We start from the raw sequence: 17,286 nt of genomic DNA on the forward strand, positions 1-17,286 counted from the left end.
TCAATTAAAAAATCAGGACCAGCGGCGAAAGATCAGCGAAGTGTTGACGCCGCCAAAGGCAAAGTTGTTGTTCATCACGTAGTCGTTGTGCATCTCGCGAAACCCACCTTGCAGGTAATCCAGCTCGCCGCATTGCGGGTCGACGGCATCCAGGTTGAAGGTGTGCACATACTGGTCGCGGTTCATCATTTCGATGCTGAACCACGATTCCAGTGCGCCGCACGCGCCCAAAGTGTGGCCCAGGAAGCTTTTCTGCGAACTGATCGGCATGCGGCTGCCGAACAGGCTGCTGGTGGCCAGCGTTTCGGCGATGTCGCCCTGATCGGTGGCGGTGCCGTGGCCATTGACGTAGCCGATCGCGGATGGCTCAAGCCCGGCATCTTCCAGGGCCAGCTCCATGGCGCGGCGCATGGTTTTCTGCTCTGGGCGCGTGGTGTGCTGGCCGTCGGCGTTGCTGCCGAAGCCGACCAACTCGGCGTGGATATGCGCACCGCGCGCCAGGGCGTGTTCCAGTTCTTCGAGCACCAGCATGCCGCCGCCTTCGCCGATCACCAGGCCGTCGCGGCCGCTGTCGTAAGGGCGTGGGCTGGTCTGCGGCGCGTCGTTTTTGAGGCTGGTGGCGTAGAGCGCGTCGAACACCATGGCTTCGGTGGGGCACAATTCCTCGGCGCCGCCGGCAAGCATCAACGGCAAGCGGCCGAACTTGATCGCCTCGTAGGCGTAACCAATGCCCTGGCTGCCGCTGGTGCAGGCGCTGGAGGTGGGGATCAGCCGCCCGGTCAGGCCAAAGAAGATGCTGATATTCGCCGCCGTGGTGTGCGGCATCATGCGCACATAGGAGTTGGCATTCAGCCCCTCGGCCACCGAGTTCAGCAGCATATTGCCGAACGCCTTGATCTCATCGGTGCTGCCGGTGGATGAGCCACAGGCGACGCCCATGCGCCCGTCCTTGATCGATTCGTCGCCGAGCAACCCGGCATCCTGCAACGCCTGTTCCGCCGCCCACACCGCCAGGCGCGACACGCGGCCCATGCTGCGCAGTTGCTTGCGCGTCCAGTGCGAGGGCACGACAAAGTCGTCGATCGGCCCGGCCAGACGCGTGTTCAATTCGGTAAAACGGTCCCACTCATCCATGCGCCGGATGCCGCTGCGGTTGGCGCGAAAGTTGGCGGCGATGGTGTCCCAATCGCTGCCCAGGGAGGTCATGCCGGCCATGCCGGTGACGACGACGCGTTTCATCAGCACAAGCCCCCATTCACGGCCAGCACTTGGCGCGTGATATAGCCGGCCTCGGCCGACATCAAGAAATTCACTGCCCCGGCGACTTCTTCCGGGGTGCCCATGCGTTGCGCCGGGATCATCTTCATCAGTTCTTCGACCGGCACGTTTTCATCCAGCATCGCCGTGTCGATCAAGCCGGGGGCGACGCAATTGACGGTGATCTTGCGCTTGCCCAGTTCAATAGCCAGCGCCTTGGCCGCGCCGATCAAACCGGCTTTGGAGGCGCTGTAGTTGACCTGGCCACGGTTGCCGATCAAACCGGAAACCGACGTGATACAAACGATACGGCCAGCGGCGCGACGACGAATCATCGGCATCATCACCGGGTGCAGCACGTTGTAGAAACCATCCAGGTTGGTGCGCATCACCACATCCCAATCGTCTTCGGAGAGGGCCGGGAACGCACCGTCGCGTGTCAGGCCGGCGTTGAGCACCACGCCGTAATAGGCGCCATATTGCTCCACATCGGCTTCAAGGATTTCCTTGCAGCTGAAACGATCCGCCACATTAAATTGCAGCACCCGCGCCTTGCGACCCAGCGCCTCGATCTCGAGCTTTACCGCGTCCGCTTCAGCGCGGCCACTGCGGCAATGCAGCACGATGTCATGCCCGGCCTGGGCCAGGCGCAGGGCAATGGCGCGGCCGATGCCACGGCTGGAGCCGGTGACCAGTACGGATTCAGTCATGGCGTTGAGTCCTTCGATTCATCTAAATAATTGGCCGCCTGGGGCGGTCGAAATACGTTCAAACGTGCGCTGGCCTGGATACCGTCACCGGTCAGGTGGCATTCGAACACACCCATGCCGTTGTCGTCTTCCAGCGAGCGCAGGCCGTGGATGCGCAGCTCGGCGCCGGCCGGGAAGTGTTCCACGTTGCATTCGAATTTGCGCGTGCCGAGCAGGAAACCCAGTTCCACTGCCTCGCCGTTCTGGCGCGCGCGGCAGCCGGCATAGGCGGCGACGCTTTGCGCCATCAGCTCGATGCCGACCCAGGCTGGCAGGCTGCCGTCCGGCCGGTTGAACAGGCCGCCGGGCTTGACGGTGGCGCGGGTGTGAACCTGCTCTTCATCGAACGACAGCACCTGGTCGATCAGGATCATGTCGCCCGCGTGGGGCAGCAGTTCGGCGAGTGGCCAATCGATCATGGGGCCTCCGCGATTATCAGGCTGACGTTATTGCCGCCGAAGGCGAACGAGTTGCTCATCAGGCAGCGTTTTTTCAAGGTGTCGCCGGTCTGTGCCCACTGCAGTTCGGGCAGTGCCGGATCGGCTTGGCCGTCCCACACATGCGGCGGCACACGGTCATGCATCAGGCTCAACCAGCAGAACGCCGCTTCCAGCGCGCCTGCGGCACCGAGGGTGTGGCCGCTCATGGGCTTGGTCGACGAACAGGCTACGCCTTGAGGAAACAGGCTGGCGACGGCCAGGCTTTCCATGGCGTCGTTGTGTTGGGTCGCGGTGCCGTGCAGGTTCAGGTAACCGATGTGTTCCGGTTCAAGTTTGGCGCTGGCCAAGGCCTTGCGCATCGACTGCAACGCACCTTTGCCGCTGGGCTCTGGCGCGGAGATATGGTGCGCATCGCAACTGGCGCCGCTGCCGAGCAAGGCAATCGGCGCAGGTGTTTTGGTCATCAGAAACAGCACTGCCGCTTCGCCGATATTGATGCCGTTGCGGTTCACCGAAAACGGATTGCAGCGTTCGCTGGCGACCGCTTCCAGCGCGGTAAAGCCGTTCAGCGTCAGCTTGCACAGGCTGTCGACACCGCCGCAGATCACCGCATCACACACACCCAGGTCGAGCAGGCGCTGGGCACTCATCAGCGCACGGGCGCTGGAAGTGCAGGCAGTAGAAATCACATAGGCCGGGCCGCTTACCTGTAGCCAGTCAGCGAGAAAATTCGCCGGTGCGCTGAGTTCCTGTTGCTGGTAGTCATAGTCGCCCGGGAACTGCTGCCCACGCAGGTAATGCGCGATGCCGCGACTGGCTTCATCGATGCCCGAGGTGCTGGTGCCCAGCACAATGCCAACCCGCGAGGCGCCGTAGGTGTGGATTGCCTGGCGCAGCTCGGTTTCAATCTGCAAGGCCGCATCCAGCAGCAACTGGTTATTGCGGCTGCTCTGCGGGCGTAGGTCAGCCGGGATTGCCACCAGCTCGCTGCGCACGCCGCCCACCGGCAGCACGCGCTCTGGCACCCAACCGCTTTCGGCGCGCATGCCGGAACAATCGCCGGCAAACAGGCTGCGGCTGACTTCAGCCTGGCCGCGGCCCAGGGCGCAGATCACGCCCAGGGCATTCAGGTAAGCCGTCATCGCGCCGCCCCCAGTGGGGTGATGCGGTAGCTCAACGGCTGGCCCGCCATGTTCACGCTGAACACCTCGGAGGACTGATAGACGATCTGCCAATGCCCCGGCAGCGTGCGCGTCAGGTCCATCGCCTGGGCACGCGGGTACAGCGTGGGCACGTCATCGGCCGAGGTCAGCGCAAACAACAGCGCCGCAAACAGCTCACGCGCCTGGGGATTGGGCGGCAGCAAGCCGTCGGCCTGCCACTGGCCATTGATCAGCTTTTGCCGGGCCTGGGGAATGCCCAGCGGGTCCATCATCGACCAGCGAATGGCTGTGCCTTCGCGCTGGATCACCAGCAGCCAATCCTGGGTTTGGCCGTCGGCGCGGCGCTGCACGTGCAATTGCATGGGCAAGGCCAGGGCCGGGGTTTTTTCGGGCAGTGGCGGCTGGCTGACGCAGGCGCTCAGCAGCAACAGGCAACCCATCAACAGCATACGAATCATGTTTCGGCGCTCGCTAAAGGTTTACGCGCCACGCAGTTGACCAGCGTTTCTTCGCGCTGGCCAACCGGTGGTGGGCTGCGCAGGCCCCAGCGTTCCAGCAGGCCGAAATCGCTGGAGCGGCTCCACCACAAATACGGGTACGAAACGTTCTGCGGGCCGAACTCAAAACCCTGCTCGCGCAGCATCTCCAGGTATTCTTCAGCGCTCTTCTGCACATGCATCGGGTGGCGGAACAGCCAGCGAATCACCCAAGTGTCGATATAGGCTTCGGTGGATTCGGCAAACAGCAGATAGCCGCCCGGCTTGAGTACGCGATAGAACTCTTTCAAGGCGCGATGCTGTTCCACCAGATGGTGAAAGGTCTGGTGGCAGAACAGGATATCCACGCTTGCGTCCGGCACCTGCAGTGTGGCGCAGTCGCTGCCGATCAGCTCGATGGCCAAGCCTTGGCGCTTGGCTTCTGCCTGGCTCAGCTCCAGGCTGTGCGGGTCGGCATCCAGGCCGATCAGGCGCTGTGGCGCGAACACCTGCTGCAAATACTGGAACGACTTGCCCTGGCCGCAACCGGCGTCCAGCAGCACCGGCGCCACCGGCAGCGGGTCGGTGAACAGGCCGCGCAGGTCGTTGATCGCCACGCGCAATACATGGTGCTGCCAAGTGTGGCTGCGCAGGAACCAGAAGCCGAATTTGGTTTCTTCGACGTAGTTTTTACTCAGGTATTGGCTACTCATACTGGCTCACCTGCACAAATTTCCGACAACATCCGCAGCCGCCGTTTGGGCTCGCTGACAAACGGGTTGCGCTCATCCCAGGCGTAACCGGCGAGGATCGAACTGATCATCCGGCGAATCTCCGGCGAGCTGCCTGGGTGAAAAATCACGTCCTGGAAGGTGCCTGCATACCAGCCTTCGACATAGCAACGGAAGGTGTCGACCCCGCGTTTCAGCGGCTCGGCGAACTCGGTTTGCCAGTCGACGGTTTCGCCCTTGAGTTGGCGATGTAACAGCGCTGCGGCCATGCTCGCCGATCGCATGGCGATGGTCACGCCGGAAGAGAACACCGGGTCGAGAAATTCCGCCGCATTGCCCAGCAGCGCAAAGCCCGGGCCGTGCAGGGTTTTGACGTTGGCCGAATAGCCGGCGAGGGTACGCGCGGGCGTATCCCACACGGCGTTTTGCAGCACGCCCGCCAGGCTTGGCGTCTCAGCGATGAAACCGCGCAGGCAGGCGTCGAGGTCGCTGTCGCGGCCGTCGAAATGTTCTTTTGCCGCCACCACGCCTACCGAGCAGCGGCCATGGCTGAACGGGATGGTCCAGAACCAGATATCGCGTTGGGTCGGGTGAGTGGTGACGAGGATTTTGCTGCGATCAAAACCTGGGTGTGTGATGTGATCTTCAACGTGGGTAAACACCGCCTGGCGCACCGGGAAATTCGACGGTGCTTCCAGGTCCAGCAGGCGCGACAGCACGCGGCCGTAGCCGCTGGCATCGAGCACGAACTTGGCCTTGAGGTGATACTCGCTGCCATTCTGGCGACGCACGTGCAGGTAGCGGCTTTCACCGGCGAAATCCACACCGACGATGCTTTCGCCATAGCGAATCTCTACGCCTTGCAGCGCCGCTTGATCAGCCAGCAACTTGTCGAACTCGCCGCGCTGCACCTGGAAGGTGGTGGGCTTGCCGTTGCTGAAGGTGTCACCGAAATCAAACGCACTGTAGCGCTCGCCCCAGGCGAACGCCGCGCCGGTTTTTACCTGGAAACCCGCGGCCTGTACGGCGTCGAGCATGCCGGCTTCTTCGATAAAGTCGATGCAGTGCGACAGCAGGCTTTCGCCAATCGAGAAGCGTGGGAAATGCTCGCGCTCGATAATCAATACATCATGCCCGTGGCGCTTTAACAGCGCGGCGGCGATAGCGCCGGATGGCCCGGCACCAATCACCACCACCTGGCGACGTTCCATTTCAACTGTGGGCACGAGGGCTCCTTGCCACTTTGGCGATTAACACATTCATAAGGCGTGCTTCTGATGCCCGGCCCAAGGCGCCAGCATAAAGCTGAACGCCAGGCCGAGGCTGACCGACAGGCCGAAATTGCTCACGGCGGGTGTACTCGACACCGCCAGCAGGCCAAACGACAACCAGGTCGTCAGTGCTGCCAGCAGCGTACCTAAAAGACTCACGGCCGCGCCGCCGATCTGCTCGCGCATCAAGATCGCATAGTCGACGCTGATGGCGGTGACCAACAGCAGGCCGAACAGGCTGAACAAGGTCAGCGGCTGGCCCAGCCAACCGAGGCTGGCGAGGCTGCACAGCGCCGCGAGCAGTGGCAGGGCGACGATGCGCAGGGCACCGCCAACACCGAACGGCATAATCAATAACAGCACGATCAGCACACACGACATCAGCTTCAACTCAGCCGCGCTGATCTGCGTGTCGGCAAACACTCGGTTCAAATCACCCAGCCGGTCAACCAGTTGCACGCCGGGTAAGTCCAGCGCTTGCACACGCAACAGCGCCGGGTTGTTCAGGCCTTGCAGGCTGACCATCGCCGCCACGCCGCCGTTTACCGGCCCCAGCCACAAGGTGCGCCAAGGCTCAGCCAATGGGCCAACCAGCGCGGCATCGATGTCTTCGGTGGGCAGCGCTTGCAGTTGCGTGACTTCGGCTTGCAGCGCGCTGGCCGGCACGCCAAGGTCCAGCAGCGGCTGCCAGTGCTGCGCGAGGTTGTTCAGCGCATCACGAAGGTGTTGCTGCTCAGCCGGCAGGCTCACCAGTTGGTTGAGCGCCAGGTAGCCTTGCAGCTTGCCCATGTTCACCAACTGATCCAGGCGTTCGCCCAAGGCGGCCTGGCGTTCCAGTAACTGCTGCTGGTTGTCGGCGCGCACCAGGAAAAACTGGCTGGTGGGCTGGAAACCAGTAATGCGCGCCACGGCCTGCGCTTCTTGCAGCAATTGCGGCGGGGCACCGATCCACTGGCGGATATCATTTTTACTGTTCAAGTGCCACAGGCCGCCCGCGCAAAACAGCAGCAACAGTGCCAGCAGCACCGGGCTTGGCACGCGCTTGAGCAGCGCGGCGCGCAATAGCCACAGGCATTCGGCAATCCGCAGCGGCCATTGTGCCGGGCGCAGCTCCACACCCTTGAGCAGCGCGGGCAGCAGGCACACCGCCGACAGGTAGGCACCGACTAAACCGGCGGCGGAGAACACGGCGATTTGCGTCAGCGCCGGGAACGGCGTCCAGGCCAGCGCCAGGTAACCGATGCAACTGGTCGCCAGGCTCAGGCTCAGCCCCGGCAAGGTCAGGCGCAATGCCGGCCAGCTGCGCCAGGGTTGCAGGCTCCAGCTTTTGGACAGGTAATGCAGCGGGTAATCCACCGCCACGCCGATCAGGCTGGAGCCCAGCACCAGGGTCATCACATGCATATGGCCGAACAGCGCCACACAGGCCACCGCGCCAAACAGCATACCCACCAGCACCGGCACAAACGCCAGCAGCACCCGCCAGCGCCGAAACGCCAGCAACAGCAACAACAGGATGCCCAGCGTGGCGCCACCACCGACCCAGGTGATTTCCCGCGTGGCCTGTTGCTGCCCGTTGGCGGCGTAAAGCAGGCCGCTGGCAGCGAGCAATTGCGCGCCTTGCTCGCTGGCCTGTTCGCGACTGGCCTGGAGCAGGTCCGCCACTTGCAGCGGCAGTTTCATGTCAAAGGCATTGCCGGTGGTGCGCGCACGCAGCAGCACCCAGCTTTTGCCGTCGGCATCGGCAATCAAGGCGCCGCTGCCGATATCGAGCTGCACCGAACCGTGCTGCGGCTGGCTGTTCTGGATGCGACCGGTAAGGCCCAGCCAGTCGTCCTGGCTCGGCACCAGGCTGAACCCGGTAAACGGGTCGAACAGCGCTTGCACGCGCTGCTGAATGAACGCGTCTGGGTGCTCGATCAGTTGCTCGCGGTCCTTGGCCGAGAGCATCGCCAGCCGACCGCGCAGCAATTGTTCACGCAGGGCGGGCAAGTCGGCTTGCAGGTTCCACTGCACTTTTTCAAACAGCCCGCTGGCCTGCCAGCGTTCGCCCATTTGCTGCGCCACTGCTACGGCTTTTTGCCGATCGGCATGCCCCACCAACACCAGCATTTCGCGGTTCAGCGGTTCCTGCATACGCTGTTCGGCCTTGAGTTCCAGCGCATCCGGCGTGCTGCCCGGCACCAGTTCCATCAGGTTGGCCGACAATGGCGCGCCATGGCGCCACTGCCAGCCGGCCAGCGCCAATACTGCCACCAGCAGGATCAGGAACAGGCGTGGCAGCCAGCGCTCACTGGGCAAAGTCGTGTTGCTCCGATTCGCTCAACGGTTGGCCGGCAGTGCTGTCCTGCATGCGCAGCACGGTGCTGTCGCCCTGGGTTTCGAGCAGTTCGATTGTTTGCACCAGCTCGCCGCCGTCGATATTGATCTGGGTGAATACCTGCTTGAGCAGCAGCGAACGTGGGACCAGCGTCAGCTTCCACTGTTGGGCTTCGCCTTGCAGCTGCAGCTCGAAATCGCGCTGCAAGCCACTGCTGTCGCCTTGGAGTACGGCAAGGAACAGGCGATTCTGCTCGGCACCGGCGCTCTTGTTCGGCAGCAATTGCCAGCCATTGGCGTCACGCCGGGCGATGCCTTGGGCGCTGATGCGGTAGTCCTGTTGCAGCGGGGTTTTCAACAGCCACAGTAGGCCGTGGTCTTTGGCGAGTACGAACGTGCCTTTGCTGACCAGTGGCTGGGGCAGGGCGCGCAGGTGTTTTTCCTGGATGAAGCTGCCGTGGATTACGGCGGGTTTGGCCAGTTGGTCGCTTAGCTGCTGCAGGTCGAAGGCGTGGGCACTGAAACTCAGTAGCAACCCGATCAATGTGGGAGCGGGCTTGCCCGCGATGAACCTGAGGGCGCTGCGCAGTATCAGGCGAAGCGCGTTATCGTTGACGACCATCGCGGGCAAGCCCGCTCCCACATTGGATCTCATTTCAAGGCCCTTTCTACTGCGTTGGTAAAGACTGCGGGCGAGGCCAGCTGCATCTCGCGGCTGGCGATTTCCACCGCCACTTGCACGGTGCTGGCGCGGGTCAGGCGCTCGCCGCTGGCCAGGTCGGTGATCAGGTAGTTCACCTTCAAACGGTTCTCCCATTCCACCAGACTGGCGCGCACGTTGAGGGTCTGGCCGAACACTGCGCCGCGCACATAGCGCAGTTGCATGTCGATCACCGGCCAGGCGTAGCCGGATTCGAGCATCGCCGTGTAGTTGTGGCCGAGCTTGTCCAGCAACGCGCAGCGCGCCACTTCCAGGTACTTCACGTAATGCCCGTGCCACACCACGTTCATGGTATCGACATCAAAAAACGGCACGAGAATTTGCGTGTCGCAATGCAACACGCCCTGGCTACGCATGCAGCCTCCAGTGTTGCTCGGCGATACGTTTGAGGCACAGGCGCAGTTCGCCTTCCAATGCGCGGTCTTCGATCACCGGCGGGAAGTCTTTGGCCAGTTCGATATGCATGGCCGCCAAGGCCGGTGGCAGTGGTCGTGCGTCTTCAGCCTGGGCGCGCAGCCACACGCCCTGGTTGGCGGCGAGCAAGGTGGCGGCGGCGACCTGTTCGGTCAGCTCCAGCACGCGGATTGCGTCGCGGGCGGCGATGGTGCCCATGCTCACCTTGTCCTGGTTATGGCATTCGGTGGAACGCGAGAACACGCTGGCCGGCATGGTGTTTTTCAGCGCTTCGGCGGTCCAGGCGCTGGTACCGATCTGCACGGCCTTGAAGCCGTGGTTGATCATCGCGCGGTCGGCCGGCGCGCCGGACAGGTTGCTCGGCAGGCCGTGGTTGTAACGCACATCCACCAGCAGCGCGAGCTGACGGTCGAGCAGGTCGGCGACGTTAGCCACCAGGGTCTTGAGGCTGTCCATGGCAAAGGCGATATGCCCGCCGTAGAAGTGCCCGCCGTGCAGCACGCGCTCTTCTTCGGCGTCGATAATCGGGTTGTCGTTGGCGCTGTTCAGCTCGATTTCAATGAACGAGCGCAGCCAGTTCAGGCTGTCGGCCAGCACACCCAGCACATGGGGCGCGCAGCGCAGCGAGTAGCGATCCTGCAAACGATGCAGCGGCGCAGTCGGCGCATCGATCGCCAGGTCCTTGCGCAGCCAGGCGGCCACTTGCATCTGCCCCGGGTGCGGCTTGGCGGCGAACAGGCGCTCGTCGAAGTGTTCCGGGTTGCCTTGCAGCGCTACCACGTTCAATGCGGTGATGCGCGTGGCCAGTTGCAGCAGGTAGTCGGCGCGGGCGAAGGCCAGGCAGGCAAGGCCGGTCATCACGGCGGTGCCGTTCATCAAGGCCAGGGCTTCCTTGGGGCGCAGCACCAGCGGCTCCCAACCGAGTTCGCGGTGTACGTCGGCAGCCTGGCGGCGTTCGCCACGGAACAGCACTTCGCGCTCACCGGACAGGGTCGCCGCCACGTAGGACAGCGGCGTCAGATCACCGCTGGCGCCCACCGAGCCTTCTTCCGGAATCAGCGGCAGCACGTCGTGTTCGAGGAAGGCATGCAGGCGCTCCAGCAACTCCACGCGCACGCCGGACACACCATGGCACAGCGACTGCAAGCGTGCGGCGAGCACGGCGCGGGTGGCTTGGGCGTCGAGCAACTTGCCCAGGCCGCAACCGTGGAAGGTGTAGAGGTGACGTGGCAACGCCTCGACGTGCTGCAACGGCACCGCCACCACGCAGGAGTCGCCGTAGCCGGTGGTCACGCCATAGATCACGCCTTCCTTGTCCAGCAGCGAGTCGAGGAACTGCGCGCCCTTGGCGATGCGCTGGCGATAGGCAGCGTCATCCTGCAATTGCGTGGGCGCCTGACGGTTGGCCAGGGCCAGCACGTCTTCGATTGGCAGGTGGCGTTCGCCAAAAATTACCGGCTCAAGATGCGGGGTCATCGGTCTTCCAGAAAGGGTAAAAGTTGAACCATTGTTGGGGCGCCTCCAGGCAAAAATCGCCCAGGCGTGCGGCGTAGCGGGCGGTCCACTGGGCGATGACGTGCTCGCGGGTGCTGCGCTTCCATTCGATCAAGGCGGCGAACGGCTCGATGGTCAGGCGATAGCGGCCATTGTGCTTGAGGCACATCAGCAGGTTGACCGGGCATTTAAGCAGGCCGGCCAGCAGCCACGGGCCTTGGGGGAAGGCGGCGGCATGCCCGAGAAAGTCCACGCGCACCTTGCGCCCGCCGTGCAGGGGCACGCGGTCACCGGCAATCGCCAGCCACTCGCCCTCGTCCAGGCGCTGGCTGAGCAGCAGCATGGTCGCCGGGTCCAGCTCGCTGACCTGGATCAGGCGCAAGTGCGTGGCCCCGGCCTCGCCCAGCAGGCGGTTGAATTGTTCGGCGTGCTTGGTGTGCACCAACACGTTCATGGTGACTTGTTCGCCAATCTCTGCGAGTGCGCGGCACACCTCCAGGTTGCCCAAGTGCGCGCCCACCAGCATCTGGCCGCGCTTGCCGCGTAACTGCCCGCGCAATTGCGCCGGGTCGTTGATTTCGATCTGTTCGATGCGCAGCTTGCCGTTCCACACGTCGAGCTTGTCGAGCAAGGAGTCGGCGAAGGCCATGAACTGCGCGAACACGCTTTTATGGCTGGGCCGCAACGCAGCGCGCCCGCTCCAGTCGGCCAGGCGCTGCTGGTATTGCCAGGCACTTTGGCGCGCTGTGCGGCCGAACAGGAAAAAGTACAAAACGATGCCGTACAGCACCGGGCTCAACAGGCGGCGGCCCAGTACTTTGGCCGCGAACGCGGTGAGTTTCATCAGCCAGAAGCTGCCGCGCTCTTCGCGGTCGGCCCAGTGTTTGGTGCTGTCGCTCATGCCTGCCACCGTCGCCACACAATCATCGGCGCGCGTACCAGCATGCCGAAGAACAGCCGGGTGTGCATGGCGCTGATGCGCACGTTGTCGCGGAACAGGCGGAAGTGTGACACGCCATCGGTAGGGTAATGCACTTGGGTCGGCAGCCAGCGCATCGGCTGGTTGCGCCAGGCCAGGCGTACCAGGATGTCGGAGTCGAAATCCATGCGCGTGCCGATGTACGCCGAATCCATCAAGGCCAGCGTCGGCGCCAGCGGGTACACGCGAAAACCGCACATCGAGTCGCGAATTTGCAGCGACAGGGTGTTGATCCACACCCACACGTGGGTCAGGTAGCGCGCGTAAAGGCGACCTTTGGGCACGCTGTCGTCGTATTCGGGGTAGCCGCAGATCACCGCATTTGGGTGCGTGCGCGAGGCGTCGAGGAAGCTGTCGACTTCGCGCAGGTCGTGCTGGCCGTCGGCGTCTACCTGCAGCGCGTGGGTGTAGCCCAGGCGCGCGGCTTCGCGAAAACCGGCCATGACCGCGCCGCCTTTGCCTTGGTTGTTTGGCAGGGTCAACAAGGTGACGTGATCGAGCGTTGCCAGTTGCGCCAATACCGCCGCGCACGCCGGGCTGCTGCCGTCATCGACCAGCAGGCACGGCAGGCCGCTGTTCAACAGGCTGTGAACCACGGCGGGTACGGCGGTTTCGTGGTTGTAGACCGGGATGAGGGCGCAGGGGTTATGCATGGCGTACCCAGCCAGCGATTGAACAACCTGTGGCGAGCAGGCTTGCCCTGCGTTGGGCTGCGCAGCGGCCCCAGTAAGGTAACCTCTGTGAATCAGGCAGAACTCCATTACAGGTTTTGGGGCCGCTTCGCAGCCCAACGCAGGGCAAGCCTGCTCGCCACAAGAGCTTATGCATGCGCAGCCACCAATTGAATCCGGCCGCTGGAGCAGGCCGCATCGCCGTTGCGGTACGCGAAGTACAGCTTGCCGCGCTCCGGATCGAAGCGCAGGTGCAGTTCAACCTGATCACCAGGGCGCACCAGTTGCTGGAACTTGAGCACTTCCATCCCGGCAAAGGTCGCGGGTAAATCGAGCAGTTGCTGGCCGAGGTTGAAGGCCCATTCCACCTGCACCACGCCGGGCAGCACCGGCGTGACCGGGAAATGGCCGCTGAAGTAGGCCAGGTCCGGCGGGATGCTCAGTTGCACAGTCCATTCGCCGTTGGCTTCGACCTGTTCCAGCACTTCGGGTGCTTTTGGGCGTGGTGCCAGCAGCAATGCCTCTGCGTCAGCCTGGGGCAGTTTGCCTTGGCTGTTCAGCGGCAGCTGGCGCAGCAAACGCCAGCGACGTGGCAGGGCCAGGGCTTCGCAATGTTGGCTTAAATGCTCGCGCAGGGTTTGGGTGACGCTGCGTCGCCCCTGATTGCGCAGCGCATGCAGGCCCTCGGCGCTCAGCACCACCAGCGCGCCAAGTGAAGCGCGGTTTTCCTGCACCACGCCCAGGCGGGTTTCAGCGACCCAGGCGTGGGTCAGCAGTGCCTGTTCGAGCATGGGCAGGGAGATGCGTTTTTCTTCCAGTTTGACGATGCGGTCCAGGCGCCCGAGCAGCTCGAAGCGGCCATCGGAATGAATGCGCGCCGCGTCGGCGGTTTGTTCGATATGCCCGGCCGGCAGGTACGGCGAGGCAATGCGCAGGGCGCCGTCGGCATCCTGGCTCAGTTCCACATCGGCAAATGGCTGCCACGGCTGTGCACCCTGGCGCCATGCGATGCCGCCGGTTTCCGAGCTGCCGAGGATTTCCGTCGGCCATTGCTGCAAGCGGTCGTACAGGCTGCCGGCGGCTTCCACTGGCAGCGCGCCGCCGGAGGAGAACACTCGCGACACTTTACTCAGTGCGGGCCAGTCGAGGTTGTCGCCCATGCGCTTGAGCAGTGCGGGGCTGGCGACCCAGGCAAATTGCGCATGTTCGCGGCTGGCGCGCTGCATGTCTTCAGGGAAGGCTAGTTGCTTGCGCACAAAGGTGCGGCCGGCGCACAGCGGCCACAACACCCGGAACAGCAAACCATAGATATGTTGGGTGGCCACGCTGCCGATGATGCAGGCGTCTTTGAGGCCTGCGCCCCACAGCGCTTCCAGCGCCGCCACTTCGTTGGCCAGTTGGCGCAGGGTCTTGTCGATGCGCTTGGGTTCGCCGCTGGAGCCGGAGGTGCACAGGCTCAATTGGCAGGCGTCGAGGTCGAGCGCGGCAGGGCTCAATGGCGCCTGATACAACGCGTCAAGGTCGGCTGCCTCTACGAGCCAGGCGTCCACGCTGTCGTCCCAGCGTTGGCGGGTCTGGGGCTGTAAGTCGGCAGGCAGCAGCACACTGACCCCGGCACGCCAGGCGCCCAGCAGGGCAACGGCCAGCACGCCTGCGTCTTCCAGGTGCACCGCCAAGCGCTGGATGCCGCGCGCCTGCAGGCCCGCCGCGAGGCTCAGGGCCTGCTCGCAGAGTTGGACGTGATTCATCGCAGGTTCGGTGGTGACCGAACGTTGTTCCAGCGCCTCAAGCAGCAAGTGCTCAAGTTTCAACCCATTCATACGCGGCCTCGAACCCTTTGTCGTACCAGCCATTCCACGGCAAACAGCAGCCCCATCAGCCCGTAGGCGATGAGGCCGTTGTACAACGTCCACCAGCTCAGTGGCGCCCACAGCGTGAGGGCGGCGGCGAGCAAGCCATTACACAGAAAAAACATACTCCACACCACGGTGACCTGGCGCGTGTACACAATTGCTTTGGGCGGCAGCTGCGGGTCGGTCATGCGTGCAAGACGCTCGACCATCGGCGGCCCGTATTTGAGGCTCATGCCGAACAGCGCCAGCATGAACGCGCTGACCAGGCTCGGGTACCAGCGCAGCAACTGCGGGTTGTCGAACCAGGCCAACAGCAGGCAGAACACGATCACCGCTACGGCCATCCAGCGGCTGCCGGGGCGCCGTGCGCCGGTCAGCGCACGCAACAGCCACAGGCTACCCAGCAGCAAACCGAATTGCCACGGCGCGAAGTGCTCGGTGCCGTAATACACCGCAAAAGGGTACAGCAGCCCCGCCAGCAACAGGCCAAGGCCGATCAGCCGGCTCATGCGGCAGGCTGGACCAGACGGTACACCGCCTCAACCACGTCGTTGACAGTGCGCACCGCCTTGAACTCTTCGGCGGCGATCTTCTTGCCGGTCTGGCGCTTGATATGGTCGATCAGGTCCACGGCATCGATGCTGTCGATTTCCAGGTCCTGATACAGGTTGGCGTCGAGGGTGACGCGCTCAGGCGGCAGTTCAAACAGTTCCACCAAGGCATCGCGCAGGGTGTTGAAAATATCGTCACGAGTTTGCATGGTCCGGTCTCAAGCTGCCTTTTTAGCCGTGACGAATGCCGCAAGGCTGGCCACGTTGGTGAAGTGATTGCGCGTGTCTTTGGCGTCGGCATCGATCTTGATGCCGTACTTTTTCTGGATCGCCAGGCCCAACTCCAGGGCGTCCACCGAATCCAGGCCCAGGCCTTCGCCGAACAGGGTCTGGTCGCTGCCAATGTCGTCGGGGCTGATGTCTTCCAGGCCCAGGGCCTCGATGATCAGCGCCTTTATGTCGTGCTCAAGGCTGTGTTGGTTGCTCATCTTCGGCGAGCTCCTTAATGAAATAGTGATGCAGGTAATCGTTGAGCTTGCGTGAAGCCTGGGGCGCTGGCCCCAGTGTGGCAAACGCCTGTGGGTCTATATCGGCACCTACGCGCAAACTGAAGTGAAAACGGCGTTTGGGAATGCGATACCAGGGTTCGGCCTTGGTCAGGGTGGTGGGGCTGACCTTGATCACCACCGGGGTGATGATTGTCGCACCGCGCAGCGCAATGGCCGCGCCGCCGCGATGAAAGGCCGGTGCTACGCCGGGCGTGGTGCGCGTGCCCTCGGGAAAGATGATCAGCGTCTGGCCATCGCGCAGCGCATCGGCCGCGGCATCGAGCATATCGGCGCTGCCGTCATTGCTGATGTAACCGGCGTCGCGCACCGGCCCACGGGTGAACGGGTTCTGGAACAGGCTCTGCTTGACCACGCAGTTGGTCTGGCGCATCAGGCCGATCAAAAACACCACGTCGATCAGCGACGGGTGGTTGGCGATGATCATCTGGCCGGGGCGCCCGAGGTTTTCTGCGCCTTCAACGCTGTAGGTCAGCACACCGGCGCGTTGCATCATGCGGATAAACAGCCAGAACAGCTTGCTGATGGTGTGGCGGGCGCGGCGCTGGTGTTTAGCGGCACTGCCTGGCAGGCAACTGAGCAGCGGGAACACCAGCAAACGCAGGCACAGCCCGCCGACACCGAAGCAGAAGAAGCTCGCGGCGGTGGCGAACAGGCGCCAGTAATAGGCGTCCCGTGGCTTGTCGGTCAGGGCTTGCGTTGCCAGTTCCATACACGGTTCTTCCAGGCATGTTGGCAGGTGGCCTGCTCGGTAAGCAGGGTGCGCAGCAGGTTCAGGGCGTGGGGCCACTGGGTTTGAGTGAGTTGGACAGCGCCGCTGTTTAGTTCCAGTTGCCACTCGTCGCCCGGGGTCAGCAGCAGGCCGAGGGCATAAGGGAAGGGCACGTCACGGATCCAGTCGGCGTAAGCCGCAGGCGGTTGTTCTTCGGTGATCACCAGCAACACCGCCGGGGCGCCTTCGTTGAGCAGCGCGGCGGCTTCGAGCATGCCGTGTTCCAGGCCGTCGCCGGCGGCGGCGAGGGCGGTCATTTCGCAGGTCTCATTGCGCAGGATCGACCACAGGCCAATCACCGCGTTATGCACCGACAGGCTGAACTGGGTGGGCGACAGCGGTTCGTCGTTGGCCAGGTCGCTGAGTATATCGAGGGTGCGCGGGGTTTCGCCGTGCCGGGAAACAAACACCAGCGGCAGGTTTTGCCGGCCCTCGGCCAACGGCCAGCCCACGCTGAACGCCATGCGCGCCAGCCGGCTCAGGCGGCGGCGCTGCATGGCGGGCAGGAACGACACATCGGGTGACGCATCGCTGGCCGGCACTAACACCGGAGCCTGGCACCAGGCGCGCCAGTCCTGCGCAGTCTCAAGGCCCGGAGCCCAGGCGCGCCATTGGTCGATATTGAAAGTGATCACTGAGAAGTTATCCCGCCCCTGCGGGCTTCCATGTGCAGCCGTTGGCCCCGAATACCGGGACAGGGAACAATGGCCGAATGGCGCGCATTATCCCGGTGCCGTGGGGTTCTAGCAAACTTTGGTAAAGATTTGTTCACGGATGAATACAATTTGCCGGAAAAGATTTACAGATTGTCCTTTACCCGTGCGGTGTGTGGATTGTAGGACTCCTCCTTTTGTTCGAC

Annotated in this window: 19 protein-coding genes; all 19 read right to left on the reverse strand. The window is 63.4% G+C overall.

Features of this window, described 5'->3' with window-relative positions; translation table 11 throughout:
• Positions 1-12: 12 nt before the first annotated feature.
• The 19 genes from HU759_RS03025 to HU759_RS03115 all read right to left on the reverse strand — a co-directional run bounded on the left by HU759_RS03025 (position 13) and on the right by HU759_RS03115 (position 17,062).
• The gene (locus tag HU759_RS03025) at positions 13-1,239 is read right to left on the reverse strand and encodes a beta-ketoacyl-ACP synthase (RefSeq protein ID WP_099548054.1); all 1,227 of its coding nucleotides are present in this window, start codon (positions 1,237-1,239) and stop codon (positions 13-15) included.
• Complete coding sequence (fabG, locus tag HU759_RS03030) at positions 1,239-1,967, reverse strand: 3-oxoacyl-ACP reductase FabG (protein WP_186617945.1); 729 nt, start codon at positions 1,965-1,967, stop codon at positions 1,239-1,241. The genes HU759_RS03025 and fabG overlap by 1 nt, the downstream gene beginning before the upstream one ends.
• Positions 1,964-2,425 (reverse strand): hotdog family protein, encoded by a 462-nt coding sequence (locus HU759_RS03035; protein ID WP_017138555.1) that lies wholly within the window; start codon positions 2,423-2,425, stop codon positions 1,964-1,966. Before HU759_RS03035 ends, fabG begins: the two co-directional genes overlap by 4 nt.
• Positions 2,422-3,588 carry a beta-ketoacyl-[acyl-carrier-protein] synthase family protein gene (locus HU759_RS03040; RefSeq protein WP_186617943.1) on the reverse strand — a complete coding sequence of 389 codons (1,167 nt, stop codon included), beginning with the start codon at positions 3,586-3,588 and terminating at the stop codon, positions 2,422-2,424. The genes HU759_RS03035 and HU759_RS03040 overlap by 4 nt, the downstream gene beginning before the upstream one ends.
• On the reverse strand, positions 3,585-4,067 hold the full coding sequence (locus tag HU759_RS03045; RefSeq protein WP_056860603.1) for a hypothetical protein: 483 nt from the start codon (positions 4,065-4,067) through the stop codon (positions 3,585-3,587). Before HU759_RS03045 ends, HU759_RS03040 begins: the two co-directional genes overlap by 4 nt.
• Complete coding sequence (locus HU759_RS03050; RefSeq protein WP_017138552.1) at positions 4,064-4,798, reverse strand: class I SAM-dependent methyltransferase; 735 nt, start codon at positions 4,796-4,798, stop codon at positions 4,064-4,066. Before HU759_RS03050 ends, HU759_RS03045 begins: the two co-directional genes overlap by 4 nt.
• Positions 4,795-6,042: an NAD(P)/FAD-dependent oxidoreductase gene (locus HU759_RS03055; RefSeq protein WP_099548058.1), complete on the reverse strand. Its 1,248-nt coding sequence runs from the start codon at positions 6,040-6,042 to the stop codon at positions 4,795-4,797. Before HU759_RS03055 ends, HU759_RS03050 begins: the two co-directional genes overlap by 4 nt.
• A gap of 33 nt (positions 6,043-6,075) precedes the next feature.
• Positions 6,076-8,388: an MMPL family transporter gene (locus tag HU759_RS03060; RefSeq protein ID WP_186617941.1), complete on the reverse strand. Its 2,313-nt coding sequence runs from the start codon at positions 8,386-8,388 to the stop codon at positions 6,076-6,078.
• Positions 8,378-9,028: an outer membrane lipoprotein carrier protein LolA gene (locus HU759_RS03065; protein WP_186617946.1), complete on the reverse strand. Its 651-nt coding sequence runs from the start codon at positions 9,026-9,028 to the stop codon at positions 8,378-8,380. The genes HU759_RS03060 and HU759_RS03065 overlap by 11 nt, the downstream gene beginning before the upstream one ends.
• Positions 9,029-9,057: 29 nt before the next feature.
• A complete protein-coding gene (locus HU759_RS03070; RefSeq protein WP_099487817.1) occupies positions 9,058-9,483 on the reverse strand; it encodes an acyl-CoA thioesterase in 426 nt (141 codons plus the stop codon).
• A complete protein-coding gene (locus tag HU759_RS03075; RefSeq protein ID WP_099548062.1) occupies positions 9,476-11,017 on the reverse strand; it encodes an aromatic amino acid ammonia-lyase in 1,542 nt (513 codons plus the stop codon). Before HU759_RS03075 ends, HU759_RS03070 begins: the two co-directional genes overlap by 8 nt.
• Positions 11,001-11,936, reverse strand: coding sequence for a glycosyl transferase (locus HU759_RS03080; RefSeq protein ID WP_099548063.1), 936 nt, complete (start codon positions 11,934-11,936; stop codon positions 11,001-11,003). Before HU759_RS03080 ends, HU759_RS03075 begins: the two co-directional genes overlap by 17 nt.
• Positions 11,933-12,667: a glycosyltransferase family 2 protein gene (locus tag HU759_RS03085; protein WP_176991735.1), complete on the reverse strand. Its 735-nt coding sequence runs from the start codon at positions 12,665-12,667 to the stop codon at positions 11,933-11,935. The genes HU759_RS03080 and HU759_RS03085 overlap by 4 nt, the downstream gene beginning before the upstream one ends.
• Before the next feature lie 167 nt (positions 12,668-12,834).
• Positions 12,835-14,505 (reverse strand): acyl-CoA synthetase family protein, encoded by a 1,671-nt coding sequence (locus HU759_RS03090; RefSeq protein WP_186617939.1) that lies wholly within the window; start codon positions 14,503-14,505, stop codon positions 12,835-12,837.
• Positions 14,502-15,047: a hypothetical protein gene (locus tag HU759_RS03095; protein ID WP_186617937.1), complete on the reverse strand. Its 546-nt coding sequence runs from the start codon at positions 15,045-15,047 to the stop codon at positions 14,502-14,504. Before HU759_RS03095 ends, HU759_RS03090 begins: the two co-directional genes overlap by 4 nt.
• On the reverse strand, positions 15,044-15,298 hold the full coding sequence (locus tag HU759_RS03100) for an acyl carrier protein (protein ID WP_003187949.1): 255 nt from the start codon (positions 15,296-15,298) through the stop codon (positions 15,044-15,046). Before HU759_RS03100 ends, HU759_RS03095 begins: the two co-directional genes overlap by 4 nt.
• 9 nt (positions 15,299-15,307) lie before the next feature.
• Positions 15,308-15,577 (reverse strand): phosphopantetheine-binding protein, encoded by a 270-nt coding sequence (locus tag HU759_RS03105; RefSeq protein WP_017138542.1) that lies wholly within the window; start codon positions 15,575-15,577, stop codon positions 15,308-15,310.
• Positions 15,555-16,367 carry a lysophospholipid acyltransferase family protein gene (locus tag HU759_RS03110; protein ID WP_017138541.1) on the reverse strand — a complete coding sequence of 271 codons (813 nt, stop codon included), beginning with the start codon at positions 16,365-16,367 and terminating at the stop codon, positions 15,555-15,557. Before HU759_RS03110 ends, HU759_RS03105 begins: the two co-directional genes overlap by 23 nt.
• Positions 16,343-17,062 carry a beta-ketoacyl synthase chain length factor gene (locus HU759_RS03115; RefSeq protein WP_186617935.1) on the reverse strand — a complete coding sequence of 240 codons (720 nt, stop codon included), beginning with the start codon at positions 17,060-17,062 and terminating at the stop codon, positions 16,343-16,345. The genes HU759_RS03110 and HU759_RS03115 overlap by 25 nt, the downstream gene beginning before the upstream one ends.
• Positions 17,063-17,286: the final 224 nt, after the last annotated feature.

Source organism: Pseudomonas sp. OE 28.3, from assembly GCF_014268205.2.
GTDB classification, from domain to species: Bacteria; Pseudomonadota; Gammaproteobacteria; order Pseudomonadales; family Pseudomonadaceae; genus Aquipseudomonas; species Aquipseudomonas edaphica.

What these genes read in the sequence shown, in the direction of transcription:
- HU759_RS03025 (WP_099548054.1), bottom strand. Translation starts at nt 1,239, where the DNA reads ATGAAACGCGTCGTCGTCACCGGCATGGCCGGCATGACCTCCCTGGGC.
- fabG (WP_186617945.1), bottom strand. Translation starts at nt 1,967, where the DNA reads ATGACTGAATCCGTACTGGTCACCGGCTCCAGCCGTGGCATCGGCCGC.
- HU759_RS03035 (WP_017138555.1), bottom strand. Translation starts at nt 2,425, where the DNA reads ATGATCGATTGGCCACTCGCCGAACTGCTGCCCCACGCGGGCGACATG.
- HU759_RS03040 (WP_186617943.1), bottom strand. Translation starts at nt 3,588, where the DNA reads ATGACGGCTTACCTGAATGCCCTGGGCGTGATCTGCGCCCTGGGCCGC.
- HU759_RS03045 (WP_056860603.1), bottom strand. Translation starts at nt 4,067, where the DNA reads ATGATTCGTATGCTGTTGATGGGTTGCCTGTTGCTGCTGAGCGCCTGC.
- HU759_RS03050 (WP_017138552.1), bottom strand. Translation starts at nt 4,798, where the DNA reads ATGAGTAGCCAATACCTGAGTAAAAACTACGTCGAAGAAACCAAATTC.
- HU759_RS03065 (WP_186617946.1), bottom strand. Translation starts at nt 9,028, where the DNA reads ATGGTCGTCAACGATAACGCGCTTCGCCTGATACTGCGCAGCGCCCTC.
- HU759_RS03070 (WP_099487817.1), bottom strand. Translation starts at nt 9,483, where the DNA reads ATGCGTAGCCAGGGCGTGTTGCATTGCGACACGCAAATTCTCGTGCCG.
- HU759_RS03075 (WP_099548062.1), bottom strand. Translation starts at nt 11,017, where the DNA reads ATGACCCCGCATCTTGAGCCGGTAATTTTTGGCGAACGCCACCTGCCA.
- HU759_RS03080 (WP_099548063.1), bottom strand. Translation starts at nt 11,936, where the DNA reads ATGAGCGACAGCACCAAACACTGGGCCGACCGCGAAGAGCGCGGCAGC.
- HU759_RS03085 (WP_176991735.1), bottom strand. Translation starts at nt 12,667, where the DNA reads ATGCATAACCCCTGCGCCCTCATCCCGGTCTACAACCACGAAACCGCC.
- HU759_RS03090 (WP_186617939.1), bottom strand. Translation starts at nt 14,505, where the DNA reads ATGAATGGGTTGAAACTTGAGCACTTGCTGCTTGAGGCGCTGGAACAA.
- HU759_RS03095 (WP_186617937.1), bottom strand. Translation starts at nt 15,047, where the DNA reads ATGAGCCGGCTGATCGGCCTTGGCCTGTTGCTGGCGGGGCTGCTGTAC.
- HU759_RS03100 (WP_003187949.1), bottom strand. Translation starts at nt 15,298, where the DNA reads ATGCAAACTCGTGACGATATTTTCAACACCCTGCGCGATGCCTTGGTG.
- HU759_RS03105 (WP_017138542.1), bottom strand. Translation starts at nt 15,577, where the DNA reads ATGAGCAACCAACACAGCCTTGAGCACGACATAAAGGCGCTGATCATC.
- HU759_RS03110 (WP_017138541.1), bottom strand. Translation starts at nt 16,367, where the DNA reads ATGGAACTGGCAACGCAAGCCCTGACCGACAAGCCACGGGACGCCTAT.